This window comes from Chromobacterium sp. Panama (assembly GCF_003052555.1).
GTDB lineage: Bacteria > Pseudomonadota > Gammaproteobacteria > Burkholderiales > Chromobacteriaceae > Chromobacterium.
This window is the reverse complement of the sequence record NZ_QARX01000001.1, coordinates 4,840,431-4,854,731: the sequence shown is the minus strand read 5'-3', so window position 1 is coordinate 4,854,731 and position 14,301 is coordinate 4,840,431. Positions and strand designations below refer to the sequence as shown.

13 protein-coding genes are annotated in these 14,301 nt (G+C 66.5%); 10 read left to right on the top strand and 3 right to left on the bottom strand.

The annotated features are described in order from the left end of the window. The first annotated feature begins 115 nt into the window (after positions 1–115). From DB032_RS21850 to DB032_RS21840, 4 genes are all read left to right on the top strand, one after another. A complete protein-coding gene (locus DB032_RS21850; RefSeq protein ID WP_081547485.1) occupies positions 116–391 on the top strand; it encodes a hypothetical protein in 276 nt (91 codons plus the stop codon). Between the two features lie 304 nt (positions 392–695). Beyond that, positions 696–887, top strand: coding sequence for a hypothetical protein (locus tag DB032_RS24260; protein ID WP_158274392.1), 192 nt, complete (start codon positions 696–698; stop codon positions 885–887). Beyond that, positions 881–1,444: a GNAT family N-acetyltransferase gene (locus DB032_RS21845; protein ID WP_158274391.1), complete on the top strand. Its 564-nt coding sequence runs from the start codon at positions 881–883 to the stop codon at positions 1,442–1,444. Before DB032_RS24260 ends, DB032_RS21845 begins: the two co-directional genes overlap by 7 nt. Before the next feature lie 123 nt (positions 1,445–1,567). Further along, a complete protein-coding gene (locus DB032_RS21840; RefSeq protein WP_107801305.1) occupies positions 1,568–3,442 on the top strand; it encodes a M3 family metallopeptidase in 1,875 nt (624 codons plus the stop codon). A gap of 224 nt (positions 3,443–3,666) precedes the next feature. Here DB032_RS21840 and DB032_RS21835 read toward each other — a convergent pair whose 3' ends face one another. The 3 genes from DB032_RS21835 to DB032_RS21825 form a co-directional block, all read right to left on the bottom strand. Beyond that, positions 3,667–4,227 (bottom strand): hypothetical protein, encoded by a 561-nt coding sequence (locus DB032_RS21835; RefSeq protein ID WP_107801304.1) that lies wholly within the window; start codon positions 4,225–4,227, stop codon positions 3,667–3,669. A 67-nt stretch (positions 4,228–4,294) separates the two neighbouring features. Beyond that, a complete protein-coding gene (locus DB032_RS21830; RefSeq protein ID WP_107801303.1) occupies positions 4,295–5,164 on the bottom strand; it encodes a D-hexose-6-phosphate mutarotase in 870 nt (289 codons plus the stop codon). 35 nt (positions 5,165–5,199) lie between these two features. Then, positions 5,200–5,616 (bottom strand): DUF962 domain-containing protein, encoded by a 417-nt coding sequence (locus DB032_RS21825; protein ID WP_107801302.1) that lies wholly within the window; start codon positions 5,614–5,616, stop codon positions 5,200–5,202. Positions 5,617–5,771: 155 nt separating this feature from the next. Between DB032_RS21825 and hutC the strand changes: the two genes are divergently transcribed. The 6 genes from hutC to hutH all read left to right on the top strand — a co-directional run bounded on the left by hutC (position 5,772) and on the right by hutH (position 14,256). Continuing rightward, the gene (gene hutC / locus DB032_RS21820; RefSeq protein ID WP_199225959.1) at positions 5,772–6,488 is read left to right on the top strand and encodes a histidine utilization repressor; all 717 of its coding nucleotides are present in this window, start codon (positions 5,772–5,774) and stop codon (positions 6,486–6,488) included. 254 nt (positions 6,489–6,742) lie between these two features. Further along, positions 6,743–7,990 carry an imidazolonepropionase gene (gene hutI, locus DB032_RS21815; protein WP_107802076.1) on the top strand — a complete coding sequence of 416 codons (1,248 nt, stop codon included), beginning with the start codon at positions 6,743–6,745 and terminating at the stop codon, positions 7,988–7,990. 15 nt (positions 7,991–8,005) lie between these two features. After that, positions 8,006–8,929 carry a formimidoylglutamase gene (gene hutG / locus DB032_RS21810; protein ID WP_107802074.1) on the top strand — a complete coding sequence of 308 codons (924 nt, stop codon included), beginning with the start codon at positions 8,006–8,008 and terminating at the stop codon, positions 8,927–8,929. A 75-nt stretch (positions 8,930–9,004) separates the two neighbouring features. Next, entirely contained in the window at positions 9,005–10,678 is a 1,674-nt protein-coding gene (gene hutU, locus DB032_RS21805; protein WP_107801300.1) for a urocanate hydratase, read from the top strand. Between the two features lie 521 nt (positions 10,679–11,199). Then, on the top strand, positions 11,200–12,585 hold the full coding sequence (locus DB032_RS21800) for an amino acid permease (protein WP_107801299.1): 1,386 nt from the start codon (positions 11,200–11,202) through the stop codon (positions 12,583–12,585). A gap of 141 nt (positions 12,586–12,726) precedes the next feature. Further along, positions 12,727–14,256: a histidine ammonia-lyase gene (hutH, locus tag DB032_RS21795; RefSeq protein ID WP_107801298.1), complete on the top strand. Its 1,530-nt coding sequence runs from the start codon at positions 12,727–12,729 to the stop codon at positions 14,254–14,256. The last annotated feature ends 45 nt before the right edge of the window (positions 14,257–14,301 follow it).

The following is a 14,301-nucleotide window of genomic DNA, read 5'->3' as shown; positions in this document are numbered from 1 at the left end:
ATCATTGCAATGCGTTGCCGCCCCTGATTGCCCCAAAAACAAGCATTCGCTCCGAGCCGCCCTCGTGCCGCCGGCGGCGGAGTGACATGGTCAATATTTTGCAAGGAGGCGCGTCATGGCGCTCTATCTGGTTAGCGTGGTTTTCTTCGGTTCGGATCTTCTGATCCGCTTGGCCCTGCGCGCGCGTTCCCGCGCCTGGGTGGGCGCGGCGCTGGCGGCAGGCCTGTTGCTGGCGTGCTTGCTGTATCCGATGTTGAGCGATTGGGCGCTGCCCTATATGCCGGACGAACACGGCATGCAGCTCTACGCGGCGATGGTGGGCCTGCAATTGGGCCTGACCGACGCGGCCATTTCCACCAGCCTGGCCCGTTATCTCGGCTGGTGGCGCTGAGCGCCTGCGCCATGCCCGCCGGGCGCGGCGCGCCCCTTCGTACCGCTCCTACGCTTTTCTCGGCGGCGTTCGCCTGTCTCGTTCCCGCTCGCGAGGAGCGTAAACGGATTTAGCGGCTACGGCTTCCCTCCATCCATGCCATAGGTATGTTTCGCTCAGATTATGCTTGACGCCATGCCATCCCGGTAGCAGACTGCGCAGCGTCGCCCGGCCCCACAAGCCGGACGACGCATGCCGGACGCCTTCCCGCTCCCCGCGGGCCAGCCGTCCATGATCTTTATCGTTCTTTACAGGTTACGCCATCATGGCATTGTTCTTTATTCCCCTGTCGCGGCACTTGCTGCGCGACATTCTCGGCGACGACCACGCGGCGTTGACCGATAAAGCATGGCTGAGAAGCCAGACTCAACACCAGGATCAACAAGAGCGACACCGTCGCCAGGAGCTGGAACAGCGCATTCACCGGCTGCGGCTGGAGAAGGGCGGCTTATGCTGAGCCCCTTGCTCTACAGCCGGCGTCTGATGCTGCGCGATTTCCGCCCGGACGACCACGCCGCCTACGCGATGGCGCGCAGCGGCCGCGAGTTCGCCCGTCATTACCCGCCGGAAGAACTCACGCCTGCGCGCAGCGGGCAGTTATTGCTGCGCTTTCTGGAGCAGCAGCGCGACGCTCCCCGCCGCGGCTGGCAGCTGGCCATCGTGCGCGTCGAAGACAAGGCGCTGCTCGGTTCGGTCGGCCTGCGCGGCCTGGGACGCGGCGGCGAAGCCGGCTTCGGCATCGAACTGGCGGAATCGGCCTGGGGCCAGGGCTACGCGCTGGAGGCGGCGCGGATGATGCTGGACTTCGGCTACCGCCAATTGGGCTGGCACCGGATCTGGGCCGATTGCGCGCCCGGCAACATCGCCATGCTGCAATTGGCGCGGCGTTTGGGTTTCGTGGTGCAGCCGCTGGGCGCTGAGCCGAGGCTGAGCCTGCTCTTGTCCGCGGTGCCGCCGCCCTTCGCCGGCCCGCGGCGGGAAGTCCTGCAATGGGCGGCGGAAGCGCGCGGCTAGCTTGGGCGCGGCCCGCGCTTGACCGGCGGAGGACGCTCGCGCACACTTAATGCAAACTTCATAAACAGACTGTTCCGGCCCGCCACAAGCGGCCGACGGACAGCGCAAAGGAGAGTGAGCAAGATGACAGCGATTGCCGAACTGCGCGCGGGCTTCGACCAGCTCAACCGCGATTACCTGGCGGTGCATAAGACCAAGGAAGACCTGTTCTGGGACACCTATATGGCGGTTTCCGACGACCACGACGGTTTCGCCCGCGCGGAAGCGGCCTACAAGGCCTTCATCTCCAGCCCGGAGCGGCTGACGGCGGTGCGCGCGGCGCTGGAGGGCTTGCAGGCGCAGCCGGCCGGCGCGGAGCGCGACGCCCTGCTGCACGGTTATCGGGGATGGTTGGCCTTGTTCGAGAGCAATATCGTCGACAGCGAGGCGGCGCAGGAGCAGATGCGCCGGCTGATCGAGATGGAGGCCGCGCTGTTCGCCAAGCGCCGCGACCTCGCGCTCAGCCACGTCAACGAGCGCGGCGAGCGCGAAGAGGCGACGCTGACCATGTTGAGCATCAATATGACCACCAACCCGGACGCCGCCGCGCGCAAGAGCTCGCACGACGCCTTGCTCGATCTCGAGCGCTGGGTGTTGGACAACGGCTTTCTCGACATCGTCAAACAGCGCAACGCGCTGGCGCGCAGCCTGGGCAGCGCCGATTATTTCGAGCACAAGGTGCGCAAGAACGAGCAGATGACGCCGGAGGCGCTGTTCGCCGTTCTCGACGATTTCGAGGCGCGCACCCGCGACGCCAATCAGCAAGCGCTGCGGCGTCTGGCCGACGACAAGGGCGAGGACGCGCTGCTGCCGCACAATCTGCGTTTTCACATGAGCGGCGACGTCACCCGGCAGATGGACCCCTATCTGCCGTTCTCCAAGGCGGTGGAGCGCTGGGTGCTGAGTTTCCGCCGGCTGGGCGTGCAATACCGGCAAGCCACGATGCAGCTGGACCTGGTGGAGCGCAAGGGCAAGTATCAGAACGGTTTCTGCCACGGGCCGGTGCCCAGCTTTTACGACGATGGACGCTGGGTGCCGGGCCGGATCAATTTCACCGCCGACGCCACGCCGGACCAGGTGGGCAGCGGCGCGCGCGCGATCAACACCCTGTTCCACGAAGGCGGCCACGCCGCGCACTTCGCCAATGTGATCCAGAACGCGCCGTGCTTCTCCCAGGAGTTCGCGCCCACTTCGATGGCTTATGCCGAAACCCAGAGCATGTTCTGCGACAGCCTGCTGAACGACGCCGATTGGCTGAAGCGCTACGCGCGCAACGCCGCGGGGGAGGCGATGCCGGACGCCTTGATCCGCGCGCGCATCGAAGCGGTCCAGCCCTTCTTCGCCTTCTCCGAGCGCTCCATCGCCGTGGTCGCCTACTTCGAGCGCGAGTTGTATCGCTTGCCGGAGGCGGAACTGAAGCCGGAGACGGTGCTGGTGCTGGCGCGTCGTTGCGAGCGCGAGATTCTGGGCGTGGAATGCGGTCCGCGGCCGCTGCTGGCGATTCCGCATCTGCTGAACCAGGAGTCGGCGGCGTCCTATCACGGCTATCTGCTGGCGCATATGGCGGTGTATCAGACCCGCGCTCACTTCCTGCGCGAATACGGCTATTTGACCGACAACCCTGCGATCGGCCCGCTGCTGGCCGAGCATTACTGGGCGCCGGGCAACAGTCTCAGCCACGACGCCACCTTGCTGAGCCTGACCGGCGAGCATTTCAACGCCCTTTATCTGGCGGAGGCCTGCAAGCGCAGCGCGGCCGAGGCCTGGCAAGAGGCGGAGCGGCAGATCGCCGCCGCCGCGGAGCGGAACTACGCGCGGGATTACCCGGAGCGGCTGGACGCGACGATACGGCTGGTGCACGGCGCCGAGCTGATCGCCGACAACGAGGCCGGGGAGGCGGAAATGTGCAGCCGTTTCGAGACTTGGGTCAGAGAGCGCTACCCGGCCGCGGCGCACTGAGAAGCTGTTCATAATCTGCTGCGCGTCGCGGGGCGTTACACGGTGAGTACAAGCTCAACATGCCCATGTACCACGTGCACATCCCGCTTTCTCAGACGTTTTCGCCTTGTCTCGCCTTAGCTCGCGAGATCGTAAACACGTTCTGAGGCCGCGCATGACAACGGCAGCCCAAGGGCTGCCGTTTTCTTTGTCCTCGCTCAGAAGCAGAAGCGGCGCTATAGACTTCAGGCCTGGCGGTAGATCAGCCGGCCTTCAAACAGCAGCTCGCTTGAATCCAGCCGGGCGTCGCCGCTGGGCGGCGCGGCGCGTTCGAACACGAAGCGCTGGCCCTGATATTCGATCCAGGCGTTGATGGGCTCGCCCTGAAAACGGCCCAGCACTTCTTCCGATCGGGTGACGAAGGCGTTGTCGGGCAGCACGAAACCTTGCTGCGGCGTTTCCGACGGGCTTTCCTCCAGCGTCCAGTTTTCGTCGCCGGGCGGCTGCGGATCGTTGCGGGTGGCCATGTGCAGCCACATGCGGAAGGCCCAATGCGGCAGCAGCACGCGGTGCACGCGCTTGTCGTCCGTGATCACGCAACGCACCGGGAAACCGGCGCCGCAGGACGGGCAGCGCGCCTGGGCCGCGAGGAAGATCTTGTCCTGCTGTTTGCTGGCGATGCCTTCCATATGCTCCGAGCCCACCATCGCGCGGCAGCTGGGGCAGTGTTTGCCGAAGCGGCGCACGCTGTTGCCGTTGGCAAAGGAAATCGGCAGGAAACGGGAAATCTTGTCGGGTCTGGCCATCGCTAGGGGTTCCGGAACTGAAAAACGCGGTCCGCCGGGCTGTGCGCCGCGGCGGCATCGGCCCTCATTATACCCCGGCCTCGCCGTGGAAGGGTTCCAGCGTCAAGCGGCAGGCCAGGCGGTGGCTGGCGCCGGGGGCGAGCAGTCGGACATCGTCGCCGGCGTTGGCGGTTTCCACGCAGACGAAATCAAGCCAGGCGGCGTCCGGCAAGTCGCCCAGCAAGGCGGTTTTCTCCGCCGCCGGATTCCACACCACCACGCTGCCGGCGCCTTCCGCTGTGACGCGAATGCAACGCCGCCAGACCGGGTCGCGCAGCAAGGCGGGGCGCTCGCTGTAAACAATGCTGTCCACCTCGCCCCGGAAGCGGAATTCGCCGTCCGGCCAGCGGCTTTCGCGGCCGGCCACCTTGTCGTGACAGCGCTCGCCGTCCAGGCCGGACAAGGCGGCTTGGCGCGCGTCGCCCACCGCCAGATAACTGTGCAGCGCGGCGCCGAGGCGTTGCGGGCGGTCGCCGCGGTTGCGGGTGGTCAGCGCCGCCTCCACCGCCGCGCCCAGCCGGTATTCCATTTCCGCCGTCAGGCCGTCGCATTCCGGGCCGGAGAGTTTCACGTGGAACGCGCCGGCGTCCTCGCGGACCTCGTCCAGGCGCCAGGCTTGCGTGCGCGCCACGCCGTGGGCCGGCAGGCTCGCGTCGTCGGGGTGCGGGCCGAACCAGGGCCAGCACAGCGGCACGCCGCCGCGTATGGCCTTGCCCGGCTGGTAGCGCGCCTGCGGCGACAAATACAGCAAGGGTTGCTGGCCGGCGGCGCGGAAGCTGAGCAACTGGCCGCCCAGCAAGGAGATTTCCGCGTGAAAATCCGCCGTGGAGATGACGAGGATATCGACGCCGGGCGCGCGGCTGGACAGCGCGGCGGCGGGAGGCAGGGCGACGGACATACGGAGCTTCCGGGCAAAAAACCGATGATAGCGCGCTATAGCCAGCGGCGCAGCGTCCACAGCGGGCCGATCAGCAGGAATTGCAGGTCGCGCAGAAAGGAGGGCTTTTTGCCCTCGATCGCGTGGCCGACGAACTGGCCGATCCAGGCGACGACGAACAGCCCCAGAGAGAGCAGCGCCAGCGGCAGGCCGGCGCGGGACGCCGCCTCCAGAAGCAAGAGCATGGGCAGGCACATCGCCGCCATCGCCAGCGCGGGCGCGCGGCCCAGCCGCCAATAGAAGGCCAGGCCGGCCGCCGCCGCCAGCCAGGCGAGGTTCAACGGCGAGGGCACGCTGGAGAGCAGGCCCAAGAGCGCGAACACGATGGCGGGCACGCAGATTTTATGAATGCGGATATTGACGGGATGGCGGTGACTGAGATCATACTCTTGCAACCATTGCTCAAGCGTCATGTCAGGCCTCGCAAACGGGCGACGGGCTTCCATCTTGGCGCAGACAAGCGGCGGCGGCAATGCCCGCGGCCGGTTTTGTCTGCGCTGGATCAGGGGCTTGCGCGCCGCCTTGGGCTACAATCCTTTTGCCAACCGTTAATGTCTGGGTTCCCAAGGTGTCATCCACAGCACAACCGCGTTATCTGCGCATCAAGGAATACATCCTTGAAGGCATTCGTTCCCGCCAGTTTCTGCCAGGCGGCAAGATTCCGCCCGAGCTGGAGTTGGCGCGTCAGTTCCAGGTATCGCGCATGACCGTCAACAAGGCGGTGCGGGATCTGGCCGAGGCCGGCATCCTGCTGCGCTTCGCCGGCGACGGCACGTATGTGGCGGAGCGCAAGGCGGAGTCCCCGCTGCTGGACATCAACAACATCTCCGAAGAAATCGAGGCGCGCGGCCATCGCCACAGCGCCGACGTCTACGAACTCAAGGCCGTGCAGGCCACCGAAGACGTGGCGCTGCGCCTGGGGGTGAAGGAGGGCAGCACGGTGTTCCGCTCGCTCATCGTCCACCGCGAGGACGATGTGGCCATCCAGCTGGAAGACCGCTACGTCAATCCCGCTTTCGCGCCGGATTATCTGGAACAGGACTTCAGCAGCCGCACGCCCAACGACTACCTGATGAAGAACTGCCCGCTGACCGACATCGAGCACAGCGTGGAGGCGGTGCTGCCCAGCGCGGCCGAGCAGGCGATGCTGGACATGAGGGCGCAGGAGCCCTGCCTGTTGGTTTTGCGCCGCACTTGGTCGCACAAGAAGCTGGTCAGCTTCGCGCGGCTGACGCATCCGGGCTCGCGCTACAAATTGCGTTCGCAAACCCGGGTCAAGCGCTGAGCGGCGGCGGGGATGCTGCGCCGCAGCTTGCCGCGCTTGTTCGAGCGCAATATTGTATATACAAATAGAGGCTGAATTTTCCAGTCGCCTCAAGCCGCCGCCGGGCGGCTTTTTTGTTGCCATGCAACATCAAGTGATTGGACTATAAGTAAAATCTGCCAATTCGGCCTGTTTACAAAAATCACCGCTTCAAACTTGACAGGCTGTTTGGATAGGATTAATTGTATATACAAATAACCCGCAGCGAGCCCACCATGAGTCAAGCCGAAACGGATCGCCGCAGCCTGTGGATCAACGCCAGGCTGGCGACCATGGACCCTAGCCGCCCGGCGCCTTACGGAGCGCTGGACGGCCACGCGCTATTGCTGGAAGCCGGCCGCATCGTCGCGCTGCCGGCGGCCGCGGACGTGGACCCCGCCGGCTTCGACGGCGCGGTGATCGACGCCAAGGGCGCCTGGATCACGCCCGGCTTCATCGACTGCCACACTCACCTGGTTTACGGCGGCAACCGCGCCGCCGAATGGGAAAAGCGCCTCAACGGCGTGCCTTATCAGCAGATCGCCGCCGAGGGCGGCGGCATCGTCTCCACCGTGCGCGCCACCCGGGCGCTGGACGAAGCCGGCCTGGCCGCCGCCGCCAAGCCGCGCTTGCGCGCCTTGATGGCCGAGGGCGTGACCACGGTGGAGATCAAGTCCGGCTACGGCCTGAGCCTGGAGGACGAACTCAAGCAGCTGCGCGCGGCGCGGCGCCTGCGGGACGAGCTGCCGGTGGAGGTGTCCGCCACCTTGCTGGCCGCCCACGCGCTGCCGCCGGAGTACGCAGGCCGGCCCGACGCTTATATCGACCACATCGTGGACGCCATCCTGCCGGCCGCCGCGAGCGCTGGCCTGGCCGAGGCGGTGGACGCTTTCTGCGAAAGCGTGGGCTTCAGCCCGGCGCAGACCCGCCGCGTGTTCGAAGCGGCGCGCGCGCACGGCCTCAAGGTCAAAGGCCATGTCGAGCAGCTGTCCAATCTGCACGGCGCCGAACTGGTGGCCGAGTTCGGCGGCTGGTCCGCCGATCACGTTGAATACCTGGACGCCGCCGGCGTGGCCGCGCTGAAGGCCGCCGGCACCGTGGCGGTGCTGCTGCCGGGCGCGTTCTACTTCCTGCGCGAAACCCAAAAGCCGCCGGTGGACCTGCTGCGCGCCGCCGGCGTGCCGATGGCGGTGTCCACCGATCTCAACCCCGGCACCAGTCCGTTCGCCTCCATCCGGCTGGCGATGAACCAGGCCTGCGTGCTGTTCGGTCTGACGCCGGAAGAGGCGCTGGCCGGCGTCACCCGCCACGCGGCGCAAGCCCTGGGCCGCGGCGCCAGCCACGGCCGGCTGGCCGCCGGCCATGTCGCCGACCTGCTGGTGTGGGACATCGATTCGCCGGCCGAGATCGTTTACGGCCTGGGCGACAATCCTTTGCGTCAGCGCGTGTTCCGCGGGGTGGCGCAGCATATGAAAGGCTGTTGAAGCATGAGCGTGGACATGAGTGTTTGGAGCGGCCGGGTCGACGCCGGCGAGGGCGATCTGGCGCGGCGCTGGCATCAGCTGGCGCGTCCCTACGTCGCCGGGCTGGAGCCGGGCGTCGGCATCGTCGGTTTCTCCTGCGACGAGGGCGTGCGTCGTAATCAGGGCCGCGTCGGCGCCGCCGCCGGCCCGACGGCGATCCGCAAGGCGCTGGCCAATCTGGCCTGGCATCAGGCCTTGCCCTTGTGCGACGCCGGCGACGTGGCCTGCGCCGACGGCGACCTGGACGCCGCGCAGGCGCGCTTGGGCGAGCAGGTGCGCCGGCTGCGCGCCGACGGCCACTTTCCGCTGGTGCTGGGCGGCGGCCACGAAACCGCCTACGGCACCTGGCGCGGACTGGCGGCCGCGCATCCGGACAAGGTGATAGGCATCGTCAATTTTGACGCCCATTTCGACATCCGCGAAGCGGCCGAAGCCACCTCCGGCACCCCGTTCGCCCAGATCGCCGCCGACTGCGCGCAGGCCGGCCGTCCCTTCCATTATCTGTGCCTGGGCGTGGCCGAGCCGTCCAACACCCAGGCCTTGTTCGCCCGCGCCCGCGCGCTCGGCGTCAAGTGGACGCTGGACAGCGATATGACGCTGGACACCTTGTCCACGGTGCGCAGCGCGATGATGGCCTTCGTCGATCAGGTGGACATCGTCTACCTGACCATAGATCTGGATGTATTGCCCGCCAGCGTGATGCCGGCGGTTTCCGCCCCCGCCGCCATGGGGGTGGCGCTGCCCGTGGTCGAGGCCCTGGTCCGGCGTCTGGCCGAAAGCGGCAAATTGGCGGCCGCCGACCTGGTGGAACTGAACCCGGCCTTCGACATCGACAGCCACGGCGCCAAAACCGCCGCCCGGCTGGCGTGGAGCATCGGCCGGCATCTGAAACAGCCCTGAACCCGTTGATAGCGATAGCGTCATTCCCCGCCCGCCGGGCCACAACCGGCGGCGGGCCTACAAAGGAGAATACCGATGTCCGACCCGCGTTTTGATCCGACCCGCCATATCCGCGCGCCGCGCGGCAGCGAATTGACTTGCAAGAGCTGGCTGACCGAGGCCGCCTACCGCATGATCCAGAACAATCTGGACGCGGAAGTGGCCGAGCACCCGCAAAGCCTGGTGGTGTACGGCGGCATCGGCCGCGCCGCCCGCGATTGGAAGTGTTACGACACCATCCTGGACGTGCTCAAGCGTCTGGAGGACGACGAAACCCTGCTGGTGCAGTCCGGCAAGCCGGTGGGCGTGTTCAAGACCCACGCCGACGCGCCGCGCGTCTTGATCGCCAACTCCAATCTGGTGCCGCACTGGGCCAACTGGGAGCACTTCAACGAGCTGGATAAGAAGGGCCTGATGATGTACGGCCAGATGACGGCCGGCTCCTGGATCTACATCGGCTCGCAAGGCATTGTGCAGGGGACTTACGAAACCTTCTTCGCCGTCGCCAATCAGCATTTCGACGGCAAGCCGCAAGGCCGCTGGATCCTGACCGGCGGTCTGGGCGGCATGGGCGGCGCTCAGCCGCTGGCCGCCACCATGGCCGGCTTTAGCATGATCGCCGTCGAATGCGACGAGACCCGCATCGATTTCCGCCTGAAAACCCGCTATGTGGACCGCAAGGCCAAGACCCTGGACGAGGCGCTGGCCATCATCGACGAGGCCAAGCACAGCGGCAAGGCGGTGTCGGTGGGCCTGCTGGGCAACGCCGCCGACGTGTTCGCGGAGCTGGTGGCGCGCGGCATCACTCCGGACGTGGTCACCGACCAGACCTCGGCCCACGACCCGGTGCACGGCTATCTGCCGCAGGGCTGGACCGTGGAGCAATGGCGCGCCAAGCAGAAGACCTCCGGCGCCGAAATCACCGCCGCCGCCAAGAAATCGATGGCGGCGCAGGTGCGCGCGATGCTGACTTTGCAAGAACGCGGCGCCGCCACGCTGGACTACGGCAACAACATCCGCCAGATGGCGCTGGAAGAGGGCGTGGCCAATGCCTTCGACTTCCCCGGCTTCGTGCCCGCCTATGTGCGTCCGCTGTTCTGCGAGGGCATCGGCCCCTTCCGCTGGGTGGCGCTGTCCGGCGATCCGGAAGACATCTACAAGACCGACCAGAAGGTCAAGGAGCTGATCCCGGACGATCCGCATCTGCATAACTGGCTGGACATGGCCAAGGAGCGCATCAGCTTCCAGGGCTTGCCGGCGCGCATCTGCTGGGTGGGCCTGCAAGACCGCGCCCGTCTGGGCCTGGCCTTCAACGAGATGGTCAAGAACGGCGAATTGAAAGCCCCCATCGTGATTGGCCGCGACCATCTGGACTCCGGCTCGGTGGCCTCGCCCAACCGTGAGACCGAAAGCATGAAGGACGGCTCCGACGCCGTGTCGGACTGGCCGCTGCTGAACGCCTTGCTCAACACCGCCGGCGGCGCCACCTGGGTGTCGCTGCATCACGGCGGCGGCGTGGGCATGGGCTTCTCCCAGCATTCCGGCGTGGTCATCGTCTGCGATGGCAGCGACGCCGCGGCCAAGCGCGTGGGCCGCGTGCTGCGCAACGACCCGGGCACCGGGGTGATGCGTCACGCCGACGCCGGCTACGAGATCGCCGAGCACTGCGCGCGCGAGCAAGGGCTGGACCTGCCGATGCTGAAGCGCTGAGAACCTGTTTACGATCAGCTGCGCGTCGGCAGGATAGATGGAAAAGGGCGTTGAAAGCCGTTTCAGAATGCTCATGTGCCATATGACCATTCCGTGTCTTCAACCGCCACGCCTTGTCCCGCTCTAGCGCGCAAGATCGTAAACCTGTTCTGAATGTAGGAACGCCGCCGCGCTCACGCCGGCGGCGGCTGGCGGCATCCGGGAGGGCCCGGATCCGCGGTCCCGCACGACAAGCTTGTACAAATAAGCGGCGGGGCTGGCAATCGTCTTGCAAAGGAAAAAAACGGTCATGTTGTTCTTGCCCGTCCACTGAGACGCACCGGCGCGTTCGCGCCCGCAGTCCGCATTGCTTCGTCATGACCGGCCGCTCTTTCCGCGTCTTGGTCTTGTGATCCGCCCACGCTGGCTCTACAGTTTGCCGGCGCTGGGTTGCTCAACGAAACATGCCGGGCCGCGGGATGCGGCGTAGCGGGCGCATCCGCGTTCGGTCGGCAAGCGCAGCCATGCCCAGGAGGAGAGAGATGCAAACACAAACACTGACGCGCGGCCTGTCCGCCCGTCACATCCGTTTCATGGCGCTGGGGTCGGCCATCGGCACCGGCTTGTTCTACGGTTCGGCGGCGGCGATACAGATGGCCGGTCCGGCGGTATTGCTGGCCTATTTGATCGGCGGCGCCGCCGTTTACATGGTGATGCGCGCGCTGGGCGAAATGGCGGTGCACAATCCGGTGGCCGGTTCCTTCGGCCATTACGCCACCAGCTACCTGGGCCCCTTGGCCGGGGTAATCACCGGCTGGACCTACGCTTTCGAGATGATCATCGTCTGCCTGGCCGACGTGACCGCCTTCGGCATCTATATGAGTTTGTGGTTTCCGGAAGTGGACCGCTGGGTCTGGGTGCTGAGCATCATCTTCTTCATCGGCGCCTTGAACCTGTGCAGCGTCAAGGTGTTCGGCGAGATGGAGTTCTGGCTGTCCATCGTCAAGGTGGGGGCCATTATCGCGATGATCATAGGCGGCGTGGCCATCATCCTGTTCGGCTTCGGCAGCGCCGAGGCCAGCGGCCTGCATAATTTATGGTCGCACGGAGGCTTCATGCCCAATGGCTGGGGCGGGGTGATCGCCTCGCTCGCGGTGGTGATGTTCGCCTTCGGCGGCATCGAGATCATCGGCATTTCCGCCGGCGAGGCGCAGGACCCGCAGCGCACCATCCCGCGCGCGATCAACGCGGTGCCGGTGCGCATCCTGTTGTTCTACGTGCTGACGCTGACCGTGCTGATGTCCATCTTCCCGTGGCCGAAGATCGGCAGCCAGGGCAGCCCCTTCGTGCAGATTTTCGAAAGCCTGGGCATTCCCGCCGCCGCCCACATTCTCAACGCGGTGGTGATCTCGGCGGCGATTTCGGCGATCAACAGCGACATCTTCGGCGCCGGCCGCATGTTGTACGGCATGGCGCGTCAGGGCCAGGCGCCGCAAAGCTTCGCCAAGCTGTCGGCCAACGGCGTGCCGTGGATGACGGTGCTGGTCATGGCAGCCGCCTTGCTGCTGGGCGTGGTGCTCAACTACCTGATGCCCAAGGACGTGTTCCTGCTGATCGCCTCCATCGCCACCTTCGCCACGGTGTGGGTATGGCTGATGATTCTGCTGTCTCAGGTGGCGATGCGTCGTCAGATGAGCAAGGAGCAGGCGGCGGAGCTGAAATTCCCGGTGCCGTTCTGGCCGTACGCGCCGCTGGCGGCGATAGGGTTCATGCTGTTCGTGATCGGCGTGCTCGGTTACTTCGAGGATACCCGCTCCGCGCTGCTGGTGGGCGCCGCTTGGGTGGCGCTGGTGGTGGCCGGCCACTTCCTGTGGAGCCGGGTGCTGGCGCCCGGCGCGGAGGCGGAGGCTCGGCGCGACGCCGCCTAAAGGCGCGGCGCAAGGTTTTCTGTCCGGCGGGCGCGGGCTCGCCGGAACATTCAAGCCGCTTGTCGGCAGGGCGCGATAACACAAGACCAGCGCTCACCGCGGCAAGCGGCGCTGCAAACGCTTTAGAAGGAGAATCTCAAGATGGTATTGAACATCGTTCCCGGCACGCTCAGCCTGGCCGAGCTGCGCCGCGTTTCACGTGAAACCGATCTGCAACTGCATCTGGACCCGTCCAGCCACGCCGGCATCGACGCCTCCGCCGCCACCGTGGCGCGGGTGCTGTCCGAAGGCCGCACCGCCTACGGCATCAACACCGGTTTCGGCCTGTTGGCCAATACCCGCATCGCGCCGGAAGAGCTGGAGCTGTTGCAGCGCTCCATCGTGCTGTCCCACGCCGCCGGCATCGGCGCGCCGATGGACGAATCCACGGTGCGCCTGGTGATGGCCTTGAAGATCAACTCGCTGGCGCGCGGTTTTTCCGGCATCCGCCGGCTGGTGATCGAGGCGCTGATCACCCTGTTCAACCAGCGCATCTATCCGGTGATCCCGCAGAAGGGCTCGGTGGGCGCGTCCGGCGATCTGGCGCCGCTGTCGCATATGAGCGCGGTGCTGATCGGCGAGGGCGAAGCCTTCGTCAACGGCACCCGCGTGCCGGGCGCGGTGGCGATGCGCTCCGCCGGCCTGGAACCCATCACCCTGGCGCCCAAGGAAGGCCTGGCCTTGCTGAACGGCACTCAGGCGTCCACCGCCTTCGCGCTGGAAGGCCTGTTCGCCGCGGAAGACCTGTACGCCTCGGCTTCGGTGGCCGGCGCGCTGTCGGTGGAAGCCGCGCTGGGCAGCCGCACCCCGTTCGACGAGCGCATCCACGCGGTGCGCGGCCACGCCGGCCAGATCGACGCCGCCCGCATCTACCGCGATCTGCTGGAGCATAGCGAGATCGAGGGCTCGCACGAGAACTGCGGCAAGGTGCAAGACCCGTATTCGCTGCGCTGCCAGCCGCAAGTGATGGGCGCCTGCCTGACCCAGATCCGCCAGGCCGCCGCGGTGCTGACGGTGGAGGCCAACTCGGTGTCCGACAACCCGCTGGTGTTCGCCGCCGACAACGACATCCTGTCCGGCGGCAATTTCCACGCCGAGCCGGTGGCCTTCGCCGCCGACAACCTGGCCTTGGCCCTGGCCGAAATCGGCTCGCTGTCCGAGCGCCGGATGGCGCTGCTGATCGACAGCAATCTGTCCAAGCTGCCGCCCTTCCTGGTCAATAACGGCGGGGTCAACTCCGGCTTCATGATCGCCCAGGTCACCGGCGCGGCGCTGGCTTCGGAAAACAAATCGCTGGCGCACCCGGCCTCGGTGGACAGCCTGCCCACCTCGGCCAACCAGGAAGACCACGTGTCCATGGCCACTTTCGCCGGCCGCCGTCTGCGCGACATGGCCGGCAACACCGCCGGCATCCTGGCGGTGGAATTGCTGGCGGCCTGCCAGGGCGTGGACTTCCGCGCGCCGCACAAGACCTCGGCCAAGTTGGAAGCGGCCAAGGCCGAGCTGCGCGAACAGGTGAGCTTCTACGACAAGGACCGCTACTTCGCGCCGGACATCGAGAAAGCCGCCGCGTTGGTGGCCAGCGGCTCTTACAACCGCTTCGTCGAAGCCGGCCTGCTGCCCTCGCTGTAAGCGCCGCCGCAGCCGCAAAAAAAAGCCCGCCTGACGGCGGGCTTT

Bases quoted from the DNA above. Each gene is read 5' to 3' on its own strand.
- DB032_RS21850 (WP_081547485.1), top strand. From the start codon at position 116: ATGGCGCTCTATCTGGTTAGCGTGGTTTTCTTCGGTTCGGATCTTCTG.
- DB032_RS24260 (WP_158274392.1), top strand. From the start codon at position 696: ATGGCATTGTTCTTTATTCCCCTGTCGCGGCACTTGCTGCGCGACATT.
- DB032_RS21845 (WP_158274391.1), top strand. From the start codon at position 881: ATGCTGAGCCCCTTGCTCTACAGCCGGCGTCTGATGCTGCGCGATTTC.
- DB032_RS21840 (WP_107801305.1), top strand. From the start codon at position 1,568: ATGACAGCGATTGCCGAACTGCGCGCGGGCTTCGACCAGCTCAACCGC.
- DB032_RS21835 (WP_107801304.1), bottom strand. From the start codon at position 4,227: ATGGCCAGACCCGACAAGATTTCCCGTTTCCTGCCGATTTCCTTTGCC.
- DB032_RS21830 (WP_107801303.1), bottom strand. From the start codon at position 5,164: ATGTCCGTCGCCCTGCCTCCCGCCGCCGCGCTGTCCAGCCGCGCGCCC.
- DB032_RS21825 (WP_107801302.1), bottom strand. From the start codon at position 5,616: ATGACGCTTGAGCAATGGTTGCAAGAGTATGATCTCAGTCACCGCCAT.
- hutI (WP_107802076.1), top strand. From the start codon at position 6,743: ATGAGTCAAGCCGAAACGGATCGCCGCAGCCTGTGGATCAACGCCAGG.
- hutG (WP_107802074.1), top strand. From the start codon at position 8,006: ATGAGTGTTTGGAGCGGCCGGGTCGACGCCGGCGAGGGCGATCTGGCG.
- hutU (WP_107801300.1), top strand. From the start codon at position 9,005: ATGTCCGACCCGCGTTTTGATCCGACCCGCCATATCCGCGCGCCGCGC.
- DB032_RS21800 (WP_107801299.1), top strand. From the start codon at position 11,200: ATGCAAACACAAACACTGACGCGCGGCCTGTCCGCCCGTCACATCCGT.
- hutH (WP_107801298.1), top strand. From the start codon at position 12,727: ATGGTATTGAACATCGTTCCCGGCACGCTCAGCCTGGCCGAGCTGCGC.